Origin of the sequence: Marinobacterium lutimaris, from assembly GCF_900108065.1 — a bacterium.
GTDB classification, from domain to species: domain Bacteria; phylum Pseudomonadota; class Gammaproteobacteria; order Pseudomonadales; family Balneatricaceae; genus Marinobacterium_D; species Marinobacterium_D lutimaris.
Window position 1 is genome coordinate 1,441,371 of record NZ_FNVQ01000001.1, and the last position, 25,581, is coordinate 1,466,951.

Consider the following 25,581-nt stretch of genomic DNA (forward strand, 5'->3'; position numbering starts at 1 on the left):
ACAGAGGTTCACGACGGTGGAACTGAGTTGGTCAACGCTGCTGCTCGAGATCATCAACTTCGCCCTGTTGATGTGGCTCTTGCTGCACTTTTTTTACAAGCCGCTATTGGCGGTAATTGCAAGACGCCAAGCCCGTATCGAGCAGCAACTGCAGCAGGCCGAAACCCTTCAAGCTGAGGCACAGGCGCTCAAGAGCCGATATGAAAACCGCCTCAGCCACTGGGAACAGGAACGCCAGAGCGCCCGCGAGGCCCTTACCACGGAGCTTGCCGGTCAGCGCTGCCGGCTTGAAGCCGAGCTCAAGCACTCACTTGAGCAGCAGCGTGAAAAGGCCCAGGTCATCGCCCAAAGACATGAAACCGAACTGCAAGCGCGCATCGAACGCCAGGCGATGCTACAGGCGGCCCAGTTTGCCACCCGTCTGTTAACTGAAAGCGCAGGCCCCGAACTTCAGGACCGGCTGATTCAGCTGCTGCTGGATTCACTTCCCGCACTTGAAGCTGAACAGCTCAACGAGCTGCGCACTGAGGTTCAGGACAACGGAGCCTGCATCGAAATCAATAGCGCCTTCCCACTGAGTGAGGATCAGCAGACGGCACTGCATCAGGCACTGGAAACCCTGCTGGAAAAACCGGCTCCTCTTAAACTCAATCTGGATCCTGCGCTGATCGCAGGTGTTCGTATCGGTATCGGCCCCTGGGTACTGCAAACCAACGTGCTGGATGAACTGCGTGGCTTTGTGGAGCTTTACCATGACGGCGGATAAAACAGACTCTGCTGACAGCCTTCTGCAGCAGCAAAAAGCCTGGCTTACGCACTACCGACCGGCCCTTCGCGTCAGCGAGCAGGGCTATGTAGTCTCCGTAGGCGACGGTATCAGCTGGATCAGCGGCCTACCCACCGCCGCCATCGATGATGTGCTGCTGTTTGAGGATGGCAGCCGCGGGCTGGTCTTTGATCTGACCGACTCTTCTGTTGGCGCGGTGCTGCTTCACGCCACCGATCAGCTCACCGCCGGCACTGGCGTAACACTCAGTGGGCGCCAGCTTAGCCTGCCGGTGGGCGACGCCCTGCTCGGCCGGGTGATCGATCCGCTGGGGACACCGCTGGATGGCGAGGCAGCGCCCAAGTGCGACGCCTACCAGCGTCTGCTGCAGGATTCACCGGGTATCGTTGAGCGCGACTTTGTCCACCAACCGCTCTACTCAGGTTGCAAGGTGGTTGATACGCTGATTCCGATCGGTCGCGGCCAGCGCCAGCTGATTGTTGGCGATGAGGGCCTGGGACGTAGCTCCCTGGCACTGGATACGCTGATCAATCAACGAGGCCAGCAGGTGCCCTGCGTATACGTGCTGATCGGGCAGAAGCGCTCCACGGTGATAGACACCATCGAGCTGCTGCGACGCTACGATGCCATGGACTACACCACGCTGGTGGTCGCCGAGGCCAGCGCCCTGCCCGGCCTGCAGCATCTCGCCCCCTTTGCCGGCTGCGCCATCGCCGAATACTGGATGCATCGCGGCCTGCATACTCTGGTGGTCTACGATGACCTCTCTACTCACGCCAAAACCTACCGCGAGCTGTCACTGCTGCTGCGCCGCCCTCCCGGTCGCGAGGCCTACCCCGGGGATATCTTCTCCATTCACGCGGGCCTTTTGGAGCGCGCCACCTGCCTGAATGCCACCCAGGGTGGCGGCAGCATGACCGCGCTGCCAATCGTCGAAACACAACAGGGCGAAATCGCCGCGTATATTCCCACCAACCTGATCTCCATTACCGATGGCCAGACCTACCTCGACGCCGAACTGTTCAGCGGCGGCTTCCGCCCCGCCATCGATATCGGTAAGTCGGTCTCCCGTATCGGCGGCAAGGCCCAGCACCCGGTGATCAAGCAGGAGGCAGGACGCCTGAAGCTGGATTACCTGCAGTTTCTCGAGCTGGAGGTATTTACCCGCTTCGGCGCGCGCCTCGAGGCCGCTATGGAACGCTCGATCAAGCGCGGACGGCTGTTGCGCGAGCTGTTCAAGCAGGACCGCCTGTCCCCCTGCTCGATCGAGTTTCAGCTTGCCTGGATGGTCGCCTATAACGATGGCTTGATCGACAACCGTACACCGGCACAGATACCCCGTTTGCTATCGGAGCTGCAAACAGCGGTAGCAAGCTCTGGCCTTACGCTGGAGGAGGGCCGCGAGCGCTGGGCCGAAAAGCTGACCGACTGGCTTGCCGATACGCTTACAACCCAGCCCGAGGAAAGCCGGTGAGCCAGCGCCATGAGCTCGCCCGGCATCGGCAGAAACTGGCCGAAGCACGCGAAGTGATGAACTCCATGAAATCCCTGGCGTTTATGGAGACCCGCAAGCTCGCGCAGTTTCTGGTCAGCCAGCGTGAGGTGGTCGCTACGCTGAAAGAGGTGGCTGCGGATTTTCTCCGCTTTCATCAGCCGCCGGAGGCATACACCGCCACGGGCCCCGCGGTATATCTGCTAATCGGCTCCGAACGCGGCTTTTGCGGCGCGTTCAATGAAGCGCTGGTGGATCAGCTTGAGACAGAGCGGGACGCTCAGGAGGCCGAACTGATTCTCTGCGGTCACAAGCTCTGTGCGCTGCTTGAGGATGACAGGCGCATACTGCACCGGGTTGAGGGTGTCTCGGTAGTCGACGAGGCCGGCACCCTGCTGGTCCGTGTCAGCACACTACTGGCCGACCTAAACCTGCAACGCGGCCCAATCCTTCTGCGGGTCATCTACCAGGATGACGAACAACAGAGCGTGCGCGTCGATCAGCTGCTGCCCCCTTTTTTGCCAGCGCCTGCCGAGGGCTCCGACAACAATACGCTGCAAAGCCAGGTGCCCCCGGAGCTTCATCTTGAACCACGCGAGTTTTTTTCCGAGCTGGTGGAGCACTACCTGTTCGCGCTCCTTCACGAGGTGATCTTTGTATCGCTGATGTCCGAGTACCGCCGCCGCACCCAGCATCTCGATGGCGCCGTTCGCTATCTGGACGAGAGATTGGAAGCGATGCAACGCCGCGACAACCAGCTGCGCCAGGAGGAGATCACCGAAGAGATAGAGGTGCTGCTGCTTAACGCCGCCGGTGCCGAGCCGCCAGCGGATACATAAGAGGGTCTATTCCTGCGGGATCACTTTGCGAAAGGTCAGGTTAATGCGCCCCTCGCGGATATCCGGGTCACGCGGAATGCAGTGAAACCAGTGATGCTGGAAGCCCGGCCGCATCAACAGCACCGTGCCGCTATGCAGCTTCATGCGTCCCTCTTCGTGGCTGTCGCGATGCTGCCAGGCAAAGGTACGACTGGCGCCCAGAGTAAGCGAAGCGATCAACGGCGCCTGGCCAAGCTCCGGTTCGTCATCAGCATGCCAGCCCACGTAGTCATCGCCTGTACGATAAAGATTGACCAGCACGGAGTTAAAGCGGGCACCCGCCGCACGCTCGACCCGCTGACGGATCGACTGCAGCAGCGGCGTCCAGGGGCGGGTCTGCAGCAGGTTGTTGCTGTAGCTGTAACGGATTCCGGGATCGGCGTGCCAGGTCTGCTGGCGGGGCAACTCGAATCTTCGGCCATCTACCTCATAATGGTTATCCGGCCAGGCGTTTTCTTCGAGCAGTTGTTTGTAGAGTGCGCGACTCTCTTGCACGCCGTAGAAGCCAGTGACCAGGTCCAGTTCGTTCAACGGCGAAAACGGCGGGTAAACGGGGCGCTTGATCGACATCGGCAGAAAGTCCACTGAGTTTGAAAGGACATACATTCTGCCACGTCTGATCTTTTTTTAAACAGGGGCGCGTTTCGCAACGACCTCTGCGGCCGGCTCGGACTGCTCCTGATTCGCGCCCTCCTGACCCGTTCCCTCATGACCCGTTTCCTCATGACCAGAGTCATCGAGCCAGAGCCCATGTACACCGGTCGCCAGCGCCTGCAGCGCCACTTCGTTACTGCGCTGTTTCAACATCACCAGGTTCAGCGCGATCTCCGGCACCTCACCCGGCCAGCATATTCCGTAGCCCTGTTTTTCGGCCGCTGCTGCATCGTCCTCCCTGACCACCGACATGCCGACCCCTGAGCGGATCAGGGCGCGAATAGCATCCTCGGTATCGCACCAGACGATCTCCGAGGGCGGTTGCTCACCATGACGGAACAGCGCTTCGAACAGCTTGTAGAAGGGGCAGTTAGGCGTTGTGTAAACCCAGGGTAACTGGGTCAGCTCGGCCAGAGAGCGGCCCCGGATGCGCTCTTCCCAGCTACTCGGCGCCAGTATCCGCATCGGCACCTGCGCAAGCTCGGTGACCTGCATATCGGCGGCGGCACAGGGGCCGAAAGTAAAACCGGCATCCACCTGATTCTGCCTCAGCTCCTGGAACACCTTGGCGGTACTGGTCTGCAGAAAGTGCGCGACCAATTGCGGATGGCGCGACGATAACAGCCGGAACAGATCACCCACGCGCATGAACTCGAAATCGGTGTGAATACCGATACGCAGCTCGCCCACCAGCTCGTCACTGAGTTGCATCGCCTGCTGCACGAACTGCTCAGCCTCGCGAAGAGTACGCTGGGCTTGCTCAAACAGACGCTGTCCCGCGGGGGTCAACAGCATACCTTTGGGGGTGCGCGAAAACAGCTGTACGCCGGTTTCCTCCTCCAGCGCCTTGATCTGTGCACTGATCGCCGGCTGGCTGGTAAACAGCGCCGCGGATGCACGGGTCAGGTTGCCCTCCTGGGCCACCTTGACGAAGGTTTTCAGATGGTAGAGTTCCAAGGCAAGCGCTCCATGACGAGAGTTTTCTGATAAGGCCGCCTGCTCTCAAATTTCCGGGCAAGACGCTTCAATCAGATTAGAACACAACGCCCCTGCCCGCGCTCATCGGAATTCCTGAACGCCCCCTTCCGATTAAACGATTGGATTGAAAAGTATGTCGTTTCTAATCTGGCCACCTAGCTTACGGAGGCCCGACATGACTGCTCAAGCGACTCAATTTCGACCGATCAACCTTACACCCGGCGAGCGTTCACGCCGGATTAACCTCAACGCTCTGATGCTCATAATCAAGCACTGGCATGCCCGCGCACGACAGCGGCGCCAGCTTGCACAACTGCCGGCAGAGATGCTCAAGGATATTGGCGTCAGCCGAGCGGATGCATTGAATGAAGCCAGCAAGCCGTTCTGGAGATCCTGACCGCCGCTTTGAACCCGAACCTGCCCTGTGCCATTGTTGAAGCAGACGCTTATCTCAGAAGTCTGTGACACGGGGCGGTGCGGTATGGAAAGGATAGATCCCAAGATACGTAACGCGGTACGCGCGCTGGTCATCCGTGATGACCAGGTGCTGCTGCTTAAAAAAGAGGGTTACGAAAGCGGCGGCGTACGTTACGCACTGCCGGGCGGCGGACAGGATCCGGGCGAATCGCTCACCGCAGCCCTGCAACGGGAATGCCTCGAAGAGATCGACTGCGAGGTGCAGCCCGGCGAACTGCTCTCGGTGCACGACTTTATCAAACAGCGCGCTACCGAACCCGTCACCTGGCGCCACGTGGTGGAGTTTCTGTTTGCCTGTGAACTGCCGGCTGGCTATGAGCCCCACAACGGCCCTGCCCCGGACAAGCATCAGGTAGATGTGGTCTGGATGCCAATAAAGCAGGTCAGCCAGCTACAGCTGTTTCCGCAATACCTGAGCTCGTTTATTCCTACTCTTATCCCAGGCAACCTACCAGACAACAGACCAGGCAACCCGCTTAACTCTGGGCCGGACCTCCAGCAGCCCGACCGTTATCAGGGGCGTTTCGTTGACCCCGGCTTTGGCGCTGATTCCTGAGCAGGCCCGATTCCTCTGCCAGAGCCTCGGCGGCCAGCTGCAGCGGCTCACGCAGCTCACCCGTTAGCGAATCTATGCGCCCAAGCGCCCGCTGCAACGCTTTTTGCAACCGCTGCGGGGACTCCTCCAGCTGCGCGAAGCAATCCAGCGCATGTACCACGGCGCGACGCTGGGAATCACTCAACCTCAGCTCATCGCGTATCCGGTGCAGCGCCAGCGTAGCCATCTCCAGCCGCAGCAGCAGTGTTCCCCACTCGGCGGCGCGAAAACGCTGGTTGCCCAGCATGTCGGACCAGCGCACCAGGTGAAACAGACGGTGAAAGGTACGCGCCCGCCAGAGCTTTCGTGTCGCCAATGACTCCTGCGAAGCCGCGAGAGAACGCAGCTCGGAGACCATCTGCAGCTTAAGGTTCTCGATACGCCGCCCCGCGTTAACCGGGTAGATCAGAAGATACCCGGCCCAGGCGATCAGCGGTGCGATGACTACGGCAAGGCTCAGGATAATCGAATGACTCAGACTTCCCTGCAATGGCAGCCCTGGCGCAGACAGCAACAGAAACACCATGTTGTAATCGAAGCCGCCACCCGCCAGACGACGGTGTGACATCACCAGCACGCCGATGCCGATAAACGGCCACATCATCAACACCTGTTGTAACTCAGAGGTCGCATAGGGCCAGACCGCCCAATGACAGACCACTGCCGCAGTGGCCCCCATAACCTGACCGGTAAACACCCAGCGCATCACCCGTGCGGGGCTGTCAAAGGTGGAAAACACCGTCGACATCACCGATACACCCAGCAGCATATAAGCGCCGTAGATCTCACCGGTCCAGGCCCAGATCAGACCCACCGACATCATCAGCGTGAAAGCACGGATACTGGCCTGACGCGCGCCGCTCCAGTCACGATGGAGAACCAGCTGCGGCGACAGCGTTTCGTCGCGATCCTCGCGCATCAACGGTGCCAGTTCCGCATTCAGGGCAGTGATAAAGGTATGCAGACGCGCAAGCTCCGGCACCGGCTTCATGGCCGCCAGCAGCTCATCAAACTGACGAGGAATATCGGCATCCGGCTGATGCCTCTCAAGTGTGGTGATCAGACTATCCAGCGCCTGTTGCACCGGCTCGTCGAGCACCTTTTCCATCCCCTGGCGACGCCATAGCAGCACCGATAACAGCTCCGGCAGCACTCGCCGGCACTGGCGCAGTTTTTCTCGCGACAGTCCCGTATCGACGCCACGCATCTCCAGCGCCGCATCGCGGGCCGCCAGACGGGAAATCAGCGAGTGGCGTTTTTCCAGCAGCGCCTCGGACTCACCGCGCAGCACGGCACGTACATGGCGCATCACGCCGGCACTGAAGTCGACGATCTCTGTGAGATCATCCTGCGCTGGTGAGCGTGCGGCGAAATACCAGCTCACCGCAATCGCCAGCACCACCCCGGTGAGTGCCGTGGCCATGCGATCCAGGCCCAGTGCAAAGATCTGATCATGGTGCGGAATATCCACCAGCGCCACCAGCGAAGCGGAGTAACCCGCCAGAATCGCGCCATAGGTCAGGAAAGAGCGCACCAGGTGTCCCACCAGCACACAGGCAGCGACCCAGAGCGACAGAGCCAACGCCAGCAGCACGATACTGTCCTTACAGAACCAGACGATGCCGACACCGACAAAGGCACCGAGGATCGTGCCACCAAGCCGAGCGAGACTCTTCGCCACCAGCTGCCCGCGTACCGGCAACGAGGCCGCCCAGACGGCCATGCCCGCCCAGTGCGGATGATCCAGCCCTAGACTCCAGGCGACCAATACCGCGAGCGCTGCGGCAATTGCCGTTCGCAGCACGAACAGAAGCCGCCCGGTATCAAAGCCAAGGCGGGACAGGGAATCACTCAGATTCATCACTTGCCGGGGGTCTCCAGCGCCAACTCCAGGCGCAATGCTATGGATTGTACTTGGCCCCAGGTTCGGGCCCGCCGGTGCTCATAAGAGGATCGGGCATTGGCCGGTTTACCAAACCGGCCTTAATCACCACCTGCCTGTTCCTGGATGGAGCAGCGCCCGGCTATTGATCGCTAATATAATACTTTGAATACAATTGGTTTGAAGAAAAACCAATCAGAAAAAGTGGGTATTTTGAGACAGGGGGCTCGGGAAAAAGGAAGCTGAGTAGCGGGGAAATATGGCTGGCGCGATACTCGCCAGCCGGATGGTTCAGCTGCTGGCGTTGCGCGCTGCACCGCTGATCGCCTCACCCGCTTTCTGCAGGTCTTTACCGGCGCCTTCAACGGTTGAGCAACCCGAAAGCCAGACTCCGCTGGCCAACACCAGCAGACAGCTCAGAAGCGAGCTTTTAACTATTGAACTTTTCAGGAAAGAACGCTTTGGAAACGAGCCAGGAAACCGCTTACGCATGGACACTCCTCATGCAACTTCAAAAACTTATATTAGCTTTTACGCGAATCGCAGAGGAGATAATACCGCCACCGGTGCAAACTGGCTATGCAGCGGTGGCGGCCATTTACTGTGAAGAATCAACCGTCCCGGTCGGCCGCGTCCTCAATCTTCTGACCCGCCTTTTCGATATCCTTGCCTGCACCTTCAATGGTGTTACAGCCACTCAGCGCAAATCCACCAGCAAACACCAGCATCAATGCAAGTAATGGGCTGATCATCCGTTTCTTCATGCTTGTTCCTCCAGTAACGACGAGTGTCCGGGCATTCCTACCCAGGCCTAAAAACTATGAACAACAGGATGCGCTTCAGGTTCCATACTGAATTAGCACCGTTTTATTTATAGCTTCCCTCGGCCGTTACGCAATTGAGGAGGAAACGGATTGCGGCCAGCTGCAGGCGATACGGTTGCGCCCATTACGCTTCGCCTGGTAAAGCATGCGGTCGGCAATTTCGAATATCTGGCTCGGTTCCATCCCCTCAGCCGGCATCACGCTGGCAACACCGAGGCTGATGGTAACCACATTACCCGCGGAAGAGGCCGGATGGGGAATCGCCTCGTCAACGACTGCCCGGCGGCAGCGTTCGGCGATATCACGGGCCGCATCGCGACCGGTTTCCGGCAGCAGCAGCACAAACTCCTCACCACCGTAACGTGCGAAGAAATCACTGGAGCGGCAGGCGATATCGCGCAGCACATTAGCCACCTGGATCAGACACTGGTCGCCCTGAAGATGACCACACTGGTCGTTATAATCCTTGAAATGGTCGATATCGATCACCACCAGCGACAGCGATGTGCCGTTGCGATGCGCCCGGTTCCACTCCTTTTCCAGGGTCTGGTCGTAAAGCCTGCGGTTCGCAACGCCGGTCAGACCGTCCTGGTAGGACAGCGCCTCCAGCTTGCGGTTAGCCGCGCGCAGTTCGTCTTCGAGCTTTTTACGCTCGGAGATATCAAACATGAAACCTACGAGGTAAGTGGTTTCGCCCCCTTCCCTGATCGCATGCACCACATCGCGTACCCAGACGTAGTCGCCATCGGCGGTCAACGCGCGGTAATCCGCTTCGTGGTCCACCCCTTTCTGGCACAGGTCGATACAGTAGTTGGCAGTCTGCTCACGCTCGTCGATATGGATGCGGTCGATCCAGTCCTGCGCGGTTTTCCAGCTGTCCTGTTTCCAGCCCAGCAGCTCTTCGATCTGTGGCCCTATGTATTCAAACGCCTTGGTGGCCCAGTTGATTTTCCAGGGAATGGCTTTGGTGGACTCCAGTAGAGTCTTGTAATTAATGGCGTCGTCCTGATCAATCATGGTCGCTACTCAATCCTAATCGATAAAGTCCCGGCCGGAGGGCGATCTGACACCCTGGCCGGTCAGGTTCTGAGCGCCGTGTTCGCGGGCGAAAGGAACGCCGGAGAGGAGATAAAACAGCGCATCAGAACAGAAGTGCAAAGATATCACTGTCTGAATAAGATAACACTAATTTAAATGTTAAGAATTGGCGGCTGACCGGGTGTCGACCCGTATCGGGTTTCAGCGCAGTTGGCTATCCTTACTACCGCGTCGATTGTAGCCGGCGTTCTGCTTCTGATTCGCTTCCAGCTCACTCTGACACTTGATACAGATACGCACCCCGGGCACGGCAAGACGCCTTGCTTCTGGAATCGGCGCATCACACTCTTCACAATGAGTCGCACTTTCGCCCTGGGGCAAACGGCTACGCGCCAGATTCACCGCGTCATCGACACTGGCGTCAATCTGATCCTGAACACCGCCATCGCGGGACCAACCACCGGCCATATCGCCTCCTGTCATGGTTTTTTCTCATCATACTGCCGGTTCCGACGAAATAGCATCCTGAAACCGACCATCGACAAAGCGCAGACCGAAATTTGATCGCCAGACCACTTACTGCACAGCTGCACCCAAAAATCTGTGACTCGCAACCTCTGCAAGAAGAAAAGGGTTGCAAAACTGATGGTTAGGGAACGGAACCTATGGAACGGAGAGTTGCGCGGAGTTAGAGATCATTATGGCGACATACCGATTAGACTAAACTGTACGGTTTAGTTTTGTCTGCAAAACACCTTTATCTCAAAGGGCTGAACAGTCCCGCCGGTCTGGACAGAGTAGCCACGGATGGGAACCGAAACTCCCATAGATAAAGGCTCACAAACGTTGCGATCCAGCCCAACTCTGCGCCGGTGAAAGCCTCATGCTTTCGAACCATGGCGGGATGCGAAGGATCCGCAGCTGCAGCAGGCTTCCGCGAATCTTTCCTAACAACAACCAATATTCCAATAAACGCTGTTCCAGTTTTATGCGTACGTGAACCTAGAAGGACTGTTTATGTCTGAGCACATCGACAACGAAGAAAGACGGAAATTTATTCGCTCGTCACTCTCTATCATTCCCGCCGTCAGTCTGACCTCAACACTTGGGATGCCATCCTGGGCTAACGCCGCTACCGAAGCGGTGGATCTTGACGCCTATCAACCGGTGTTTTTCAACACTGAGGAGTGGAAGTTCCTTCTCGCCGCCTGCGACCGTCTGATCCCCGCAGAGGGAGACGGACCCGGCGCGCTGGAAGCCAACGTGCCTGTCTTCATCGACAACGAGCTGAACGGTAGCTTTGGCAGGGCCGCTGACTGGTATATGCAGGCGCCGTTCGACGAAAGCGTCTCTCCCCTGTTCGGCTACCAATCCCCGCTGACACCGGCAGAAACCTATCGCAAGGGGATTGCCGCCGTGAACGCCTACACCGCTGACACTGCCGGTAAACCCTTTGCCGAACTGAGCGAATCTCAGAGAGATGAGGTTCTGGCTGCACTGCAGAACGGCGACATCGAACTCGATGGCGTATCCGCCCGGAACTTCTTTGGCTTTCTGCTGCAGAACACCAAAGAAGGCTACTTCGCAGACCCGATCCACGGCGGCAACAAAGATATGGCCGCCTGGAAAATGATCGGCTTCCCGGGGGCACGCGCTTCCTATCTCGAGTGGGTAGACCAGAAGGATCGCTCGTATCCGCTGGGGCCCGTCAATATCAACGGCGACAGGGGATAAACAGATGGCACGTACAGAGAAACCCGTTGATGTAGTGCTGGTTGGCTTTGGCTGGACCAGCTCCCTGATGGGCATGGAACTGACCGAGGAAGGTCTGGAAGTACTCGCGCTGGAGCGCGGTAAGGATCGCGATACGGTACCCGACTTCGCCTACCCGAAAATGGCCGACGAGCTTACCTACGGTGTGCGATACAAGCTGATGCAGCGCCCCTCCGAAAGCACCGTCACCGTGCGCCACAACTCCAACCAGAAGGCAGTGCCTTACCGCTCGCTGGGTACCTTCCTGCCGGGGGACGGCGTCGGTGGAGCCGGTTCTCACTGGAACGGCCACTCCTGGCGGCCCCAGGCCCAGGAACTGCGGCTGCGCAGCTACGTGGAGGAGAACTTTGGCAAGGAGATCATCCCCGATGATATGACGATTCAGGATTTCGGCGTCAGCTACGAAGATCTCGAACCACACTTCGACTTTTTTGAGAAGGTAATGGGTGTTTCCGGTCAGGCCGGCAACATCAACGGCAAGATCATTGAGGGTGGCAACCCGTTTGAAGCGCCACGTAAAAACCCTTATCCCATGCCGGCCCTCAAACGCACGCTGAACGACGACATGTTCACCGATGCTGCCAAACGCGCCGGTCTGCATCCGTTCCCCCTGCCCGCCGCGAACGCATCCGAAGCGTACACCAACCCCTACGGCATGCAGCTTGGCCCATGCAACTTCTGCGGCTTCTGCGAACGCTACGGCTGCATCAACTACTCAAAGGCCTCGCCACACGTCTGCGTCAACGGCGCCCTCAAACAGCGGAAGAATTTTCACTATCGCACCGAGTGCAACGTGCTGAAGGTGGAGCTGGCCGAAGATGGCAAAACCGCTACCGGCGTCACCTATATCGACAAGAAAACCGGCGAGAAGGTCTTCCAGCCTGCCAAACTGGTTATTCTTGGCGCCTATGCGTTCCACAATGCCCATCTGATGCTGCTCTCCGGTATCGGCAAGCCGTATGACCCCGTCACCAACACCGGCGTTGTCGGCAAGAACTACGCCTACCAGATGACCGGTGGCACCACCCTGTTCTTCCGCGATCACAACTTCAACCCGTTTATCGGCGCCGGCGCCAACGCCACCAGTGTGATGGACTACGGGGTTGAACAGATCGATTTCGCCAAAGAGGGCTTTATCGGTGGCTCCATCCTCAACGCGGGGATGACCAACGGTCAGCCGATCCGCAATATGCCGCTGCCGGCAGGCAGCCCATCCTGGGGCGCTGGCTGGAAACAGGCGGTGCGCGAAAACTACGGACACGCCATGTCGATCGGTTCCCACGGTAGCAACATGTCCTACCGCGACTGTTACCTGAGCCTCGACCCCAACTACAAGGACGAGTACGGCCAGCCCCTGCTGCGCATGACGTTCGACTGGAAAGACAACGACATCCGCATGACCCAGTTCATGAAAGGCAAGATCGAGCCGATCGCGCAGTCCATGAACCCCGATGAGTTCCGCTCCGGTTACAAAACCCAGGATTCTCACTGGGATGTGCGCCCGTACCAGACAACCCACAACGTCGGTGGTGCCATCATGGGGACCGATCCCACTACTTCGGCACTGAACCCCTATCTGCAAAGCTGGGATGTTCATAACGTGTTTGTGCTGGGTGCCAGCGCTTTCCCTCAGAACCTGCAGTTCAACCCGACCGTACTGGTTGGAGGACTTACTTTCTGGGCAGCCAAGGCGATTCGGGAACAGTACCTGAAAAACCCAGGCCCGCTGGTTAAAGCTTAAGGAGAGGAGCGATGACTATTTCTACCTACTGGAAGGCAGCTCGCCGCCCTCTTTACACTGCGCTAACCCTGGCTACTCTGGGTGCCTCTATACAGGCGCAGGCGGCTGACGCTGAACTGGTCAAGCGCGGCGAATATGTCGCAGCGGCGGCGGACTGCTCCGTCTGTCATACCGAGCCTGGCCAGAAGGCCTATGCTGGCGGACACGGTATCGACAGCCCATTCGGCGCGATCTACTCCACCAACATCACGCCAGACGAGAAAACCGGCATCGGCAGCTATTCACGGGACGAATTCGCCGCCGCCGTTCGTGAAGGGATTCGCAAGGATGGGGCGCACCTATACCCCGCGATGCCCTACACCGCATACGCCGGCATCTCCGATGCGGATATAGATGCTCTCTACGCCTACTTCATGCAAGGCGTAGAACCGGCAGAACAAGCCAACAAGGAGACAGATCTCGGCTTTCCATACAACCAGCGCTGGGGGATCACCTTCTGGAACTGGCTGTTTGGCGGGGACGATCCCTACAGCAACGAGGCGGCTGCCGGTGATCAGCGTGCCGCCTACCTGGTCGATGTACTCGGTCACTGCGGCAGCTGCCACACGCCCCGCGGAACCTTCTTCCAGGAAGAGGCGATGACCGGTGACGACAAGGTCTACCTGTCCGGAGCCGACATCGGCGGCTGGCATGCGCCAGATATCCGTGCAGGCAAAGGCGGTGGCCTTGAACAGTGGAGCCAGGCGGATCTAGAGAAGTATCTGCAAACCGGGCGCAACGCCCATGCGGCGGTGGTTGGCGAAATGAAGCCAGTCATCGAACACAGCATGGCGAAGCTCAGGGACGAGGATATTGGCCTGATCGCTGGCTACCTCAAAGGGCTGAAAGGCGACGGTGAAAACCAGATCACCGAGGGCAACGGCGAGGCTACCACCGCCAAGCTCGACTCGGCCCTGCTTGATGTCGACTCCGGTGAACGTCTCTACGTTGATAACTGTGGCGCCTGCCACTTCAGCAACGCTCAGGGTGCCGACAGCGTGTTCCCGAAACTGGATCGCAACCCGCTGGTTAACGCCGAAAACCCGACCGGGCTTATCCGCGTGATTCTGGCTGGGGCGCGTTTGCCCTCGACTGCGAAGGCACCTGAGGATCTGGCGATGCCCGGCTTCGGCTGGCGTCTCGATGACGCCGAGGTCGCCACCCTTGCCAGCTTTGTTCGCAGCGGCTGGAACAACAAGGCCGCAGCCGTAACCAGCGACCAGGTGGCCGAGGTGCGCAAGGAGTTATCCGAAGAGCAGTTAAGCGCATCCGCGCCCAAGTTCAACTAGTTAGCCTTGCAACAGGTAACGCTAAAAGCGTGACGCTTAAAGGCGCAGCACCCGAGTCCTAAGGGTCTTGCTCTCGTCGCTCTGAACGCAAAAATCCCCGCCAGCCCGCGGGGATTTTTATTGGCTCGCCCAGGATTCACCATCTAACACCGGCTCAGATCCTCCCTGGCATACCAGTCCACCAGGTAATCGATAAACACCCGCGCCTTGGTCGGCAGATAGCGGTTGGGTAGATAGAGCGCGTAGATCCCGGCCGATGGCGAGCTATAACTCTCGAGCACCGGTTCCAGCAGCCCGGCTGCTATCGCGGGCCCGACCAGCACCGACGAGAGCATCACCACACCGAGGCCGCCCTGAGCCGCCTCAACCATCGCTGTCGCATTGTTCGCCTTGAAGCTTCCCTGCACCGGTACACTCTGCACCTCGGCGCCGTCATCGAAATACCAGAGGTTAAAATCGTTATTGGGAAAATAGACGATACAACTGTGGTTTTTCAAATCACCGGGCTCTTGCGGATGGCCATGCTTAAGCCAATACTCGGGCGCCGCACAGACAACTCGCTGAGTATTGGTCAACAAGCGCGCTGACAGTTGCTCCGGCGGCTCTCGCGTCAAACGGATCGAAAGGTCAAACCCCTCGTCCGCCAGATCAACGCGACGGTCCGACAGATCCAGTTCCACCTCGACTTCGGGGTAACTGCGCATAAAACCGACCAGTGCCCTCGTCAGCTCCGTAGATCCGACACTGACCGGAGCAGTGACGCGCAGCAGACCGCGAGGTTCATCCTGCAGATGCGCCACGGATGCCTCTGCCGCCCTCGCCTCGTTCACGACCCGTCGGCAGTGCTGATAGAACACCCGCCCGGCTTCGGTAAGGCTAAGGCGCCGGGTGGTTCGATTCAGCAGACGTGCACCCAGTTGAGCCTCAAGTGAACTGACCCGCTTGCTGACCACCGGCGTAGAGATCTCCAGCACCCTTGCTGCCGCGGTAAACCCGGCGTGATCGACCACCGCTGCGAACACCGCCATATCATCAAGAGAGATCATCAACCACCATTAGCAAATATTTAGAAACAATAATTTTTTATTTAGCCAGATTATAAATCACATAGAAATTGTTAGCCTATACGCCTGTAAACTTAGGAGAAAACCGATGACCTCCAGCAGGCTCTGGCCCGCCGTGGTACTGCTACTGATCACTACCTGGTCCTGGGGCGGCATGTTCCCCGTCGCCAAACCGATGCTCGACATCCTCGACCCCTTCTTCATGACACTGATCCGCTTTTCGCTGACGGCGCTCGGGCTGCTGCTGATCCTGTTCTGTGTCGAGGGCCGCAAAGCGTTTAATTTTGAAGGCCGCCTGCTGAGGCTGCTGTTCCTCGGCACCCTGGGCTTTGCCTGCTTCAACCTGCTGGCCTTTAATGGACTGGTGCACAGCAAGCCGGAGCACGGCGCCGTGATCATGGCGACCCAGCCGATGATCGCAGTGCTGTTGACCTGGGTGATGCGCGGATTGAAACCGGGAGCCTTTACCCTGGGGACTATCCTCGTCGCGTTCGCCGGCGTCTTCCTGGTTATCACCGGTGGTGATATCGAGCGCGCCTTCGGTGGCGGCAAGATTATCTGGGACCTGCTCTTCTTTACCGGCGCTACCTTCTGGGTTGCCTACACACTGGGCGCGCAGTCTTTTCACAGCTGGTCACCGTTGCGCTACACCGCGATAACCGCAGGGCTTGGCTGCCTGAGTATTGCGCTGGTCAGCTTCGGCCTCACCGCTGTAGACATGCTGTCGATACCGGAGTGGAACACCCTGGTTGAGCTGCGCTGGTCACTCGCCTATCTCGTGATCCCCGCCGGCATCATGGGCGTGCTGTTCTGGAATATGGGCATCAAGAAGCTGGGACCGATTAACGGTGTTCTGTTTATCAATTTTGTGCCGGTCAGCGCGTTTACCATTGGCGCGATCCAGGGCCATAAAATCACCCCGACCGAAGTGATCGGCGCTGCCATGGTGATGACTGCTCTGATCGCCAATAACCTCTACGTGAGATCCCGTATGAAGCGCTCACAGGGCAGTAATCGTGATAGCGAACAGAACGACGAGCTGCCGTTGAGACCCGTTACGGCAAAACCGGACAATGCCTGATTCAGTAGCACTGATCTTCACACTGCGAGATACCGAAGAGTATTTACAGGCCCGGTGAATCGCGGGAAAAGAAAAAGCCAAGCGCAAGCAGAGATAGAAGCGAGGATTACCGGGGCATAGTCACTGCCCCGGTAATAGAAAAACCGATCAGGCTTTTTTGACAAACTCGGACTTCAGCATCATCGGGCCAATGCCATCGACCTTGCAGTCGATATTGTGATCACCATCCACCAGGCGGTTGATCTTCACCTTGGTGCCCACCTTGATCGTTGATGAAGAGCCCTTCACCTTAAGATCCTTGATCAGCGTAACGTTATCGCCATCGGCCAGCTCATTGCCGTTGGCATCACGTACCACCAGTTTATCCTCGTCTTCCGCCGGCTCAGTGGCGGACCACTCATGGCCGCAGGACGGGCAGACAAACAGCCCCTGATCTTCGTAGGTGTAGTCGGCTGCACAACTGGGGCAAGCGGGATAATCGGCCATTGAGGACTCCAAATTCAGGCGGTTAGACAGTCAAAATGGGCAATAACCCCATCTAGGGCGCGTATACTACACCAAATATCAAGCAAAGTGCCGCCGCCTCTGTTTCAGGCCGTTAATCGACCCTCATCTGCATTCAGACAGGTTTGAGATTGTTTTCATAAAGCAGACGCAGATAGTCCCGATACAGCAATATCTGGTCGCGGATACGATCGTTGCTTTGAAAAATGCGGGACAGAATAATACCGCCCTCAACAATAGCCGTGAACATGTCCGCCAGTGTCTCACGCTGGGTTTCCTGGCGTGGCAGGTAAACCTCATCGATCGCCGCCAGCTGAGCGGTGATCATCTCACGCCAGCTCAACACGCCCTGTTTGATCAGAGCCCTCACCTCATCATCAAACTGCTGGGTTTCGTAGGTAAAACCCGCCACCAGGCAGCCCGGGTGGGTTTCCTCCAGGTCGTTCATCATCTCGGCAAAGAGGTTCAGGAAGATTAGCAACTGGTGCAGCGGATCTTCACTGAGCGACCTGGCCCTGACAAACAGGCCGTCGAAAATCTGCGAGTCACCCTCCAGGTAACGCTGCACCAGCGCCTTGGCGAGCTCAGCCTTGCCCTTGAAATGGTAAAAGAAGCCACCCTTGGTGAGCGCCGCCTTTTCGAGAATATGGTCGATCGATGTGCCGGCGAAACCCTGCTGAAGAATCAGTGACTCAGCCGTTTGCAAGAGTCGATCGCGACTACTGTTGCTCCGGACTGACATTTTTTCCCTCCTTAACTTTACCTTTGGTATAGCAACCTTGCCGGAATCGGCTTCAGACAAGGATGACAGCTCGCGAACTCCGATAACCCTTTGTTTTTATTGAATGTAAAAAGCGGCCATTTCAACACTGAGGGTCCACTGCTTTTCACAACCCTGAGCCCTAAGCTATTCAACACCCAATAACAACAATCTGAGTATAGGGGTTTCTCCATGAGCAACATCGATCAATTGTCCGCGAAGCTGTTTCTCACCGACGGTGGCGCGGAGACCACGCTGGTCTTTCACGAAGGGTTCGACCTGCCCTACTTCGCCGCCTTCCCGCTGCTGGATACCGACCGCGGCCGGGCAGCACTGGATGCGTACTACAGAAAGTATCTGGCCATCGCTATCAAGGCGAAAACCGGTTTTATTCTTGAAAGTGCGACCTGGAGAGCTCACCAGGATTACACGGAAAAACTGGGATATGACAGGAGAGAAGCCGACCGGGTTAACCACGACGGCATAAAGATGCTGAAAGCGCTACGCGAGCAGTATGAAACCGCCGACAGCCCGATCCTGATCAGCGGCTGCGTCGGTCCTCGCGGAGATGCCTACCAGACCGGCAGTTGCATGACGCCGGAAGACGCCGAACGCTATCACCGCCCACAGATTGAAAGCCTTGCTGCAGCGGGTGCCGATCTGGTCAGCGCCTTCACCATGAACTACGCAGAAGAAACCATCGGCTTTGCCCGCGCTGCACGCGCCGTTGGCATACCCTCGGTCATATCCTTCACCACGGAAACCGATGGTCGCCTGCCCAGTGGAGAGGCTCTGAGCGATGCGATCAAGCGTGTAGATGCGGCAACAGATTCGGCCCCCCTCTACTACATGATCAACTGTGCTCACCCGGATCATTTCGCATCGGCGCTGGAGACCGGCGAGGCCTGGGTGAAACGCATCAAAGGCATACGAGCCAACGCCTCCCGCCTCAGCCACGCAGAGCTGGATAATAGTGAGGAGCTAGACTCAGGTAACCCGGAAGAGCTAGGACAGCTGTATCGGGGTTTACGGGAGCAGTTTCCGCAGTTCACCATTCTGGGCGGCTGCTGCGGTACCGATGAGCGCCATATCGAGCAGATCTGCCACTGCTGTGTAAGCGCCCCCTTGTCTGAGCGCCACTGAAAAAGCGTCAGCACCGAGCGAGAACTCCAACGCGGGAGGCCTCACCCGGTGTTGCGTTATTTGGAACCACCCATGATGCTGCCCAGCAACCCACGCAGGATCTTGCGGCCCAGCTGACTGCCGACGGTGCGCGCCGTCTGCTTGGCCATCGTCTCCACCATTCCCTGCCGGCGCTTGGTGCCCCAGAGGAAGTCGCTCAGGGCGCTGCGCTCTTCGGCTGCGGGTGCCGCCTTGGCTTTCTCTTTAACGTCATTCTCTTGAGCCGCTTTCTCATTAGCGGCGGTCTGCACGGCCTCACGCTGCAAGGTGCGTTGATTCAGAATCTCGTAGGCAGATTCACGGTTAACCGGCGAGTCGTATTTACTGCCCACGGGGCTACGCGAGCGTACCGCCGCACGCTCCTCAGCGGATAAGGCCCCCATAAAGCAGCGTGGTGGAGAGACCAGCGTTCTCTCTACCGGCATCGGCACACCGCCTTCCTGCAGCGTAGAAACCAGCGCTTCGCCCACAGCCAGTTGCGATATCACCTGGGCTACATCAAGCCCCGGGTTGGGAACAAAGGTTTCGGCGGCGGTCTTGACCGCCTTCTGGTCCCGCGGCGTATAGGCGCGCAGGGCGTGCTGCACCCGGTTACCGAGCTGACCCAGTACCTCATCGGGCAGATCATCCGGGGACTGGGAGCAAAAATAGATACCCACCCCTTTGGAGCGAATCATCCGCACCACCTGCTCGACCTTCTGCTGGAGTACCGGCGGCGCGTCATCAAACAGCAGGTGCGACTCGTCGAAGAAAAACACCAGTTTGGGTTTTTCCAGATCGCCCACTTCCGGCAGATTTTCAAACAGCTCCGATAGCAGCCAGAGCAGGAATGTCGAGTACAAGCGCGGTTTAAGGATGAGCTGATTGGCGGCAAGCACACTGATCACGCCCCGGCCGTTCAGGTCGGTGCGCATCAGATCGGTGATCTCCAGGGCTGGCTCACCGAGAAAAGAGGTCCCCCCCTCTCGCTCAAATGCCAGCAGTGCCCGCTGGATCGCCGCCACCGACTGAGCACTGACCAGGCCATACTCGGCAGAGATCTGTTTGCGGTTTTCAGCGATAAAGCCCAGCAGCGCGCGCAGGTCATCAAGGTCGAGCAGTAACAGCCCCTGATCATCCGCCATGCGGAACAGGATTTCGATGATGCCCGCCTGGGTATCGCTGAGATCAAGGATACGGCTCAGCAGCGTGGGCCCTATCTCACTGACCGTCGTTCGGACCGGGTGACCCTCCTGGCCGTACAGATCCCAGAACAGAACCGGGCTGGCCTCATTGGCATAGCCCTCGACGCCGATCCGTTCGGCCCGCTGCTGAACCTTGGAGTTATTGTCGCCAGCCTTGGCAAGCCCCGATACATCGCCTTTCACATCGGCCATGAATACCGGCACACCCATGCGCGAAAAACCCTCGGCCAACACCATCAACGAAACTGTTTTACCGGTGCCGGTAGCGCCGGCAACAAGCCCATGGCGGTTGGCATATCGGGCCAGTAATGTCACCGGCTGTTCGCCCTTGCCAATCAGAATATCGGTCATGCAAATCTCCCTATTCAGGCCCAGATTGGTATATCGCCGCCAGCCAGCCGCCAGATACTGCGTCGGTTAGGGCCAGGGTTCAGCGTTACTCAGTGCATCATGCCTTATCCAGCGCCTGGCGTACGGCCTGCTCGGCATGAATCACCGTGGTGTCATACAGCTTCACATCCGTATCTGCGCCCTGAATCAACAGTCCGATCTCGGTACACCCCAGGATAACCCCCTCGGCTCCACGATCAGCCAGCGCCGCTACGATGTCGAGATAGGCCGACTTCGATTCCGGTTTGATGATGCCCTGGCAAAGTTCATCATAGATGACTGAATGCACAAGATCGCGCTGCGCCTCGTCAGGCACGAGCACTTCGATCCCCCTGGCCTCAAGACGCTCAAGGTAAAACGCCTGCTCCATGGTGAACCGGGTGCCCAGCAGCCCGACCCGCTTCACACCATCGTCCAACAGCGTGTTTGCCGTGGCATCAGCAAGATGCAGCAGGGGAATAGAAACCGCCTGTGCAACTTCTGCAGCCACCTTGTGCATGGTGTTGGTACAGATAAGGATGAAATCGGCGCCGGCCGCTTCAAGCGAACGTGCCGCAGCGCACAGAATATCAGCCGTTGCCGGCCAGTTACCCTGATGCTGAAGCGTTTCGATCTCGGCAAAGTCCACGCTGTAAAGCACAAGCTTGGCCGAGTGGAGGCCGCCAAGCTGCTGGCGAACCTGTTCATTGATGAGCCGGTAGTATGTCTGTGTGGACTCCCAGCTCATTCCACCGATCAAACCTATCGTTTGCATCTGTTACCTCCCTGTCCATTGGGATAGCCATAGACTGATGCCTGACCTCCCGTGATTCATTTAACCTGGGTCAATATAGCGGCGAATCCAGCAGTGATGACATGCAAACATTGTCACCAAAACACTTTTGGGCTGACGCCGGGTGATAAGCTCGAGCTGTCAGACAAACATTCAGCGGGGCATCTCCGATGGCAGTTCGCACCAGCCAGACCCACCCGATCCGAATCGCAGCGGTCAAAGCCGCCCCGGATCATGGCCAGATCGGCATCACCTTCTGCCCGGGCAAACAGGACCTGTTCGCCGCTACCGGCTCCTGGGCGCGGGATCTTGAGATAGACCTGGACGCGATCTGCGCCTGGGATGCAAAAATGATCCTGACCCTGGTCGAGCCTGAGGAGCTGAAGGCGCTAAAGGTCCCCCATCTGGGTGAAGCAATAAAGCTGCGCGGGATTCACTGGCGTCATCTGCCCATCGCGGACTACTCCGTTCCTAACGAGACGTTCGAGCAACAGTGGTCAGTCGCTGGGCCGGAGATCCGTGAACTGCTGCGCAACGGAAGTAATGTGCTGGTGCACTGCAAAGGCGGGCTTGGTCGCGCCGGTATGATCGCTGCACGGCTGCTGGTTGAGCTGGGACAGGAGCCAGAAGATGCGATCCACCATGTGCGCAGTGTCCGCAAGGGTGCCATCGAAACACCTTCACAACTGGCCCTGGTTCGACGCACCCAGGCGATCCGCTGAGATACGCTGATGATGGCGCGGCCGGATCAACCACTGGATACCGATCAGCTAAAACGGGTCGGCAGCCAGATCGGCAGCAACCCGGCCGGTATTTACGAAGACGCTAATGGACGACGCTATTACATCAAAACCCTCGAATCGGCCGCCCTGGCCCGCAATGAATATCTTGCAGCTCAGCTATACCAACTGGCGGGAGCGCCAACCCTGACCTATCTGCTCACCTGGGACAGCCATCAGATCGCCACGCGCTGGCTGCAGCTCGATAAGCGATATCTGGCCCACTTCAGCAAAAACGAACGGGAACAGGCGCAAAGCTGGCTCGGCGTGCACGCCTGGACCGCCAACTGGGATGCCCTCGGCTTGCAGGGCGACAACCAGGGAGTATTCCAGGGCCAGGTGCTGACACTGGATCTGGGCGGTGCCCTGGCCTTTCGCGCCCAGGGTGATCCCAAGGGCAAGGCGTTCGGTGATCAGGTCGAGGAGATCGACCGGCTGAGAAACAACCCTCATAACCTGCTGGCTACCGAGCTGTTCGGGGCCATGAGCCTGGACGCCGTCAAGCGCTCGATCGAGAGAGTGACGCAGATTCCGGAGCGGCAGATCCTGGACAGGGTCCGCCGCCATGCCGGCAGCGAAGCCCTTGCATTAAAGATGATCGCCCGCAGGGACTGGCTGGCGGATCATCTCACAACGCTCTAAGCGCTCAAGCCAATGGATCGAGACGTTAATCCTGGGTTGCGCCCGACCAGCGCTGGATCGTTTCCCTGAACAGCACGAAATCCAGCGGTTTACTCAGGTAGTCATCCATCCCCGCGGCGAAACACTTCTCCGCATCGCCCTTCATTGAGTTCGCGGTCATGGCGATGATCGGCACGGTACGGTAATCATCGCCAGCCTGCCCTATACGGATATTTCTCGTCGTCTCATAGCCATCCATCACTGGCATCTGACAATCCATCAGCACCAGATGAAAAAGCTGTTCAGAGGGCTGGGAGCGGAGGATTTCCAGCGCTTCCAGCCCATTTTCCGCGGTCGTAACCAGGCAACCCAGGCGCTTCAGCAACGCCACCGCAAGCACCCGGTTCACCTTGTTATCTTCCACCAGCAACACCTTACACACACCGATTTCCGGGTGATCCTGCTGGGGTTCGACCTCAGACTGCGGCTGCTCTCCCGGCTTCAATGTAACGGTGAAATCGACTCGTGTTCCCTGCCCTGCCTGGCTATGGAGTTCAATCCGCCCGCCCATCAGCTCGCAAAGCTGCTTACAGATAGCCAGCCCAAGGCCGGTACCGCCGTATTCTCGGGTGGTGGAGGCATCAGCCTGAGAAAAGCTGTCGAAGATCTCTGCCTGACGTTCCGGCGCTATACCGATGCCAGTGTCTTCGATACTGCCTTTGAGCTCTATATCACCGGCTTCGGTAAGCCTGGTCGCAAAGGTCCCGAAGATGGTCCCCTGGTGGGTAAACTTCAGCGAGTTGCCGAAAATGTTGTAGATCACCTGGCGAATCCGATAGGGATCGCCATTTAAAAAGCGGTGCTCGATGCCATCCAGATCTATACCGCAATTGAGGCCCTTACCCTCCACCGCCGGTTTCTGCTGCAGACACATCTCCTGTATCAGTGCGACCAGGTCGAAATCCACCGCCTCGATCTGAAGCTTGCCCGCTTCCACCTTGGAGAAATCCAGAATGTCGTTAATCACCGTGATCAGAGAGTTAGCGGAGGACAGCGCCAGCTTGACCCGCTCCTTCTGTTGATCCGGCAAGGGGTTCTCATTCATCAGCTGCAGCATACCCACCACACCGTTCATCGGCGTGCGGATCTCATGGCTCATATTGGCCAGAAACTCCCCTTTGGCGCGGCTGGCCTGGTGCGCTAAAGCGAGCGCCTCTTCGAGATTCTTCTTCTCCTCCTTGAGCTGGCTGCGCATATAACCGAATCGCTCAGAAAGATGACCGATCTCATCGTTGCCGCGGGAGACGATTGGATATTCAAAGTCCCCGCCGGAGAGCGCATCTACGGCCACGGTCAGACGCTGCAGACGTTTATGCACCAGCAGGTAGAACGCCAGTGCCGTCATCAATGCCACCAGCACGATCACCGTGACCAGCGTGTAGTAGATCGAGTCGGTTTTGGCCTGAACACTGGCCTCGATGGAGCGTGTATCGTAATAAAGCTCCAGATACCCGATAGGAAACTCATCAACGTGAATCTCCTGGGAATAAACGCTAACGCCACTACCATCCTTCGGTGGTTGCGGCACCAGCAACGGATAAAGAGAGACCCCTTTCCCGTTGTACAGGCCGATCTCAAGCCAGCGGGGATTGTCCTCAAGGATCTTGTCCAGGGTGTCATAGATGTTGGACAGATCCCGCTGAATCAACATCGGCACCAGCCCCTCGCTGACGATATGCAGAGAGCTTTGCACCTCAGACTCGGCATTATCCAAAGTCTGCTGCGTCAGACCCGGTGCCCAGACGAATCGCGCATACAACAGGGCACACACCAGCACCCCAAGCACCGGAATAAGAAAGCGAAGAAACAGGCTGCTGAAGCGAAAGTTCATATCAGTTTGCAAAGCGCTCAAGATGAAGTTCAGCCACCGGGTCATAATCCTGCAGCGACGTCCGTACCGGTTTTTTCATCGGTATCGCCTCAAACAGATCTGGCGCTTCAGCCGCTATCGCCAGCAGCTGCTCCACCACCCGTTCGGCCAGATCAGGATCTACCCGGGGATGGATCACCAGCGGATGCGAAGACACCTCCTGGGTGGTATAGATCACTTTCAGCGCTGATTTCAGCTCCTCCGGCTGCTCATCCAGCGTACGCTGAATACCACCACCGGCGCTGGCTAAACCCTTGGCAACATAGAGATAGACCGAAGGATGGGTTTTGACATACTCAGGATTAACCCTAACCTGGTGTAGCTGTTGCAGCTCGGCCCGCATCAGCAGCGAGGCTCCCAATGCGTTCGGCGAAGGGAATGCCAGTGTCTTGCCATTCAGCTCCGAGACGCTCTGGATATCGGAGTCTTTCCTCACTACGAGTACACCCTGCAACCCTCTGGAACCGGACCTGAGTACCGGCAGATAGCCCTGCTTCTGGTTCGCGACAACCGCATGATAGGGGTTCATATAAGCCAGGTCGTAGAGGCCTTCCGCGAACTTGGACTCAAAATCGGGGATATTTTCCGCGCCGACAAACTCCAGGTTACAGCTGACCGAAGCTTCCAGCCTGTCGATGATCGGCTGCCAGATCTGCAACAGTTTGCGCTGTTCAAACTGGGGCACCACTCCCAGCTTCAGATTGCACTCCTCGGCCCAACCCGGGACCGATATCAATAGCGCGGCGGAAGCCAGTAAATAACGGAGAAGCTTGCTCATCTGCACTCTCAAATAGATAGGTAAACGTCGATAGGCGAATATCGTCAAAGCTAAAGGCTACGCCTGATTCAAGCAAGACTACTTTAGAA

General features: G+C 58.0%; 26 protein-coding genes. 12 read left to right on the forward strand and 14 right to left on the reverse strand.

What is annotated here, in order from left to right:
* The first annotated feature begins 16 nt into the window (after positions 1 to 16).
* The 3 genes from C4S72_RS06405 to C4S72_RS06415 are packed head-to-tail and all read left to right on the forward strand — an operon-like array spanning position 17 to position 3,118.
* On the forward strand, positions 17 to 766 hold the full coding sequence (locus C4S72_RS06405; RefSeq protein WP_104002196.1) for a F0F1 ATP synthase subunit delta: 750 nt from the start codon (positions 17 to 19) through the stop codon (positions 764 to 766).
* Positions 753 to 2,261 (forward strand): F0F1 ATP synthase subunit alpha, encoded by a 1,509-nt coding sequence (locus C4S72_RS06410; RefSeq protein ID WP_104002197.1) that lies wholly within the window; start codon positions 753 to 755, stop codon positions 2,259 to 2,261. The genes C4S72_RS06405 and C4S72_RS06410 overlap by 14 nt, the downstream gene beginning before the upstream one ends.
* Positions 2,258 to 3,118 carry a F0F1 ATP synthase subunit gamma gene (locus tag C4S72_RS06415; protein ID WP_104002198.1) on the forward strand — a complete coding sequence of 287 codons (861 nt, stop codon included), beginning with the start codon at positions 2,258 to 2,260 and terminating at the stop codon, positions 3,116 to 3,118. Before C4S72_RS06410 ends, C4S72_RS06415 begins: the two co-directional genes overlap by 4 nt.
* Before the next feature lie 6 nt (positions 3,119 to 3,124).
* Here the strand turns inward: C4S72_RS06415 and C4S72_RS06420 are convergent, their stop codons facing one another.
* Positions 3,125 to 3,727, reverse strand: coding sequence for an alpha-ketoglutarate-dependent dioxygenase AlkB family protein (locus C4S72_RS06420; protein ID WP_104003072.1), 603 nt, complete (start codon positions 3,725 to 3,727; stop codon positions 3,125 to 3,127).
* A gap of 57 nt (positions 3,728 to 3,784) precedes the next feature.
* Positions 3,785 to 4,768 (reverse strand): LysR family transcriptional regulator, encoded by a 984-nt coding sequence (locus C4S72_RS06425; protein WP_104002199.1) that lies wholly within the window; start codon positions 4,766 to 4,768, stop codon positions 3,785 to 3,787.
* A gap of 196 nt (positions 4,769 to 4,964) precedes the next feature.
* On the opposite strand from C4S72_RS06425, the gene C4S72_RS06430 reads away from it, so the two are divergent.
* Together C4S72_RS06430 and C4S72_RS06435 are read left to right on the forward strand one after the other, a co-directional pair.
* Positions 4,965 to 5,186 carry a DUF1127 domain-containing protein gene (locus tag C4S72_RS06430; RefSeq protein WP_104002200.1) on the forward strand — a complete coding sequence of 74 codons (222 nt, stop codon included), beginning with the start codon at positions 4,965 to 4,967 and terminating at the stop codon, positions 5,184 to 5,186.
* Positions 5,187 to 5,270: 84 nt separating this feature from the next.
* A complete protein-coding gene (locus C4S72_RS06435; RefSeq protein WP_104002201.1) occupies positions 5,271 to 5,822 on the forward strand; it encodes an NUDIX domain-containing protein in 552 nt (183 codons plus the stop codon).
* Here C4S72_RS06435 and C4S72_RS06440 read toward each other — a convergent pair.
* From C4S72_RS06440 to C4S72_RS06460, 5 genes are all read right to left on the reverse strand, one after another.
* Positions 5,743 to 7,722, reverse strand: a complete 1,980-nt coding sequence (locus C4S72_RS06440; protein ID WP_104002202.1) for an FUSC family protein — start codon at positions 7,720 to 7,722, stop codon at positions 5,743 to 5,745. The genes C4S72_RS06435 and C4S72_RS06440 overlap by 80 nt on opposite strands.
* A 312-nt stretch (positions 7,723 to 8,034) precedes the next feature.
* Positions 8,035 to 8,235 (reverse strand): entericidin A/B family lipoprotein, encoded by a 201-nt coding sequence (locus C4S72_RS06445; RefSeq protein WP_104002203.1) that lies wholly within the window; start codon positions 8,233 to 8,235, stop codon positions 8,035 to 8,037.
* 119 nt (positions 8,236 to 8,354) lie between these two features.
* Positions 8,355 to 8,507, reverse strand: a complete 153-nt coding sequence (locus C4S72_RS06450) for an entericidin A/B family lipoprotein (RefSeq protein WP_104002204.1) — start codon at positions 8,505 to 8,507, stop codon at positions 8,355 to 8,357.
* A gap of 126 nt (positions 8,508 to 8,633) precedes the next feature.
* On the reverse strand, positions 8,634 to 9,584 hold the full coding sequence (locus tag C4S72_RS06455) for a sensor domain-containing diguanylate cyclase (protein WP_104002205.1): 951 nt from the start codon (positions 9,582 to 9,584) through the stop codon (positions 8,634 to 8,636).
* A gap of 222 nt (positions 9,585 to 9,806) precedes the next feature.
* Complete coding sequence (locus C4S72_RS06460) at positions 9,807 to 10,073, reverse strand: DksA/TraR family C4-type zinc finger protein (protein WP_104002206.1); 267 nt, start codon at positions 10,071 to 10,073, stop codon at positions 9,807 to 9,809.
* 549 nt (positions 10,074 to 10,622) lie between these two features.
* On the opposite strand from C4S72_RS06460, the gene C4S72_RS06465 reads away from it, so the two are divergent.
* The 3 genes from C4S72_RS06465 to C4S72_RS06475 are packed head-to-tail and all read left to right on the forward strand — an operon-like array spanning position 10,623 to position 14,447.
* The gene (locus C4S72_RS06465; protein WP_104002207.1) at positions 10,623 to 11,339 is read left to right on the forward strand and encodes a gluconate 2-dehydrogenase subunit 3 family protein; all 717 of its coding nucleotides are present in this window, start codon (positions 10,623 to 10,625) and stop codon (positions 11,337 to 11,339) included.
* Positions 11,340 to 11,343: 4 nt separating this feature from the next.
* Positions 11,344 to 13,119 carry a GMC family oxidoreductase gene (locus C4S72_RS06470; RefSeq protein WP_104002208.1) on the forward strand — a complete coding sequence of 592 codons (1,776 nt, stop codon included), beginning with the start codon at positions 11,344 to 11,346 and terminating at the stop codon, positions 13,117 to 13,119.
* Positions 13,120 to 13,130: 11 nt separating this feature from the next.
* The gene (locus C4S72_RS06475) at positions 13,131 to 14,447 is read left to right on the forward strand and encodes a cytochrome c (protein ID WP_104002209.1); all 1,317 of its coding nucleotides are present in this window, start codon (positions 13,131 to 13,133) and stop codon (positions 14,445 to 14,447) included.
* Positions 14,448 to 14,590: 143 nt separating this feature from the next.
* On the opposite strand, the gene C4S72_RS06480 is transcribed toward C4S72_RS06475, so the two are convergent.
* A complete protein-coding gene (locus tag C4S72_RS06480) occupies positions 14,591 to 15,493 on the reverse strand; it encodes a LysR family transcriptional regulator (protein ID WP_104002210.1) in 903 nt (300 codons plus the stop codon).
* A gap of 106 nt (positions 15,494 to 15,599) precedes the next feature.
* Between C4S72_RS06480 and C4S72_RS06485 the strand changes: the two genes are divergently transcribed.
* The gene (locus C4S72_RS06485; protein WP_104002211.1) at positions 15,600 to 16,592 is read left to right on the forward strand and encodes a DMT family transporter; all 993 of its coding nucleotides are present in this window, start codon (positions 15,600 to 15,602) and stop codon (positions 16,590 to 16,592) included.
* A gap of 147 nt (positions 16,593 to 16,739) precedes the next feature.
* Here the strand turns inward: C4S72_RS06485 and C4S72_RS06490 are convergent, their stop codons facing one another.
* Both C4S72_RS06490 and C4S72_RS06495 read right to left on the reverse strand, forming a co-directional pair.
* The gene (locus C4S72_RS06490) at positions 16,740 to 17,078 is read right to left on the reverse strand and encodes a zinc ribbon domain-containing protein YjdM (RefSeq protein WP_104002212.1); all 339 of its coding nucleotides are present in this window, start codon (positions 17,076 to 17,078) and stop codon (positions 16,740 to 16,742) included.
* A gap of 133 nt (positions 17,079 to 17,211) precedes the next feature.
* The gene (locus tag C4S72_RS06495) at positions 17,212 to 17,838 is read right to left on the reverse strand and encodes a TetR/AcrR family transcriptional regulator (protein ID WP_104002213.1); all 627 of its coding nucleotides are present in this window, start codon (positions 17,836 to 17,838) and stop codon (positions 17,212 to 17,214) included.
* A 210-nt stretch (positions 17,839 to 18,048) separates the two neighbouring features.
* Here C4S72_RS06495 and C4S72_RS06500 point away from each other — a divergent pair, with 210 nt between their 5' ends.
* Positions 18,049 to 18,999, forward strand: a complete 951-nt coding sequence (locus C4S72_RS06500; RefSeq protein WP_104002214.1) for a homocysteine S-methyltransferase family protein — start codon at positions 18,049 to 18,051, stop codon at positions 18,997 to 18,999.
* Between the two features lie 56 nt (positions 19,000 to 19,055).
* Here C4S72_RS06500 and C4S72_RS06505 read toward each other — a convergent pair whose 3' ends face one another.
* A complete protein-coding gene (locus tag C4S72_RS06505; protein WP_104002215.1) occupies positions 19,056 to 20,573 on the reverse strand; it encodes a helicase HerA-like domain-containing protein in 1,518 nt (505 codons plus the stop codon).
* A gap of 97 nt (positions 20,574 to 20,670) precedes the next feature.
* On the reverse strand, positions 20,671 to 21,366 hold the full coding sequence (locus C4S72_RS06510; protein ID WP_104002216.1) for an aspartate/glutamate racemase family protein: 696 nt from the start codon (positions 21,364 to 21,366) through the stop codon (positions 20,671 to 20,673).
* Between the two features lie 188 nt (positions 21,367 to 21,554).
* Between C4S72_RS06510 and C4S72_RS06515 the strand changes: the two genes are divergently transcribed.
* Positions 21,555 to 22,106: a cyclin-dependent kinase inhibitor 3 family protein gene (locus C4S72_RS06515; protein WP_104002217.1), complete on the forward strand. Its 552-nt coding sequence runs from the start codon at positions 21,555 to 21,557 to the stop codon at positions 22,104 to 22,106.
* A 9-nt stretch (positions 22,107 to 22,115) separates the two neighbouring features.
* Positions 22,116 to 22,805 carry a hypothetical protein gene (locus tag C4S72_RS06520; RefSeq protein WP_104002218.1) on the forward strand — a complete coding sequence of 230 codons (690 nt, stop codon included), beginning with the start codon at positions 22,116 to 22,118 and terminating at the stop codon, positions 22,803 to 22,805.
* Positions 22,806 to 22,830: 25 nt separating this feature from the next.
* Here C4S72_RS06520 and C4S72_RS06525 read toward each other — a convergent pair whose 3' ends face one another.
* Positions 22,831 to 24,675 carry an ATP-binding protein gene (locus C4S72_RS06525; protein ID WP_160115455.1) on the reverse strand — a complete coding sequence of 615 codons (1,845 nt, stop codon included), beginning with the start codon at positions 24,673 to 24,675 and terminating at the stop codon, positions 22,831 to 22,833.
* Position 24,676: 1 nt separating this feature from the next.
* A complete protein-coding gene (locus tag C4S72_RS06530) occupies positions 24,677 to 25,492 on the reverse strand; it encodes a phosphate/phosphite/phosphonate ABC transporter substrate-binding protein (protein ID WP_104002220.1) in 816 nt (271 codons plus the stop codon).
* Positions 25,493 to 25,581: the final 89 nt, after the last annotated feature.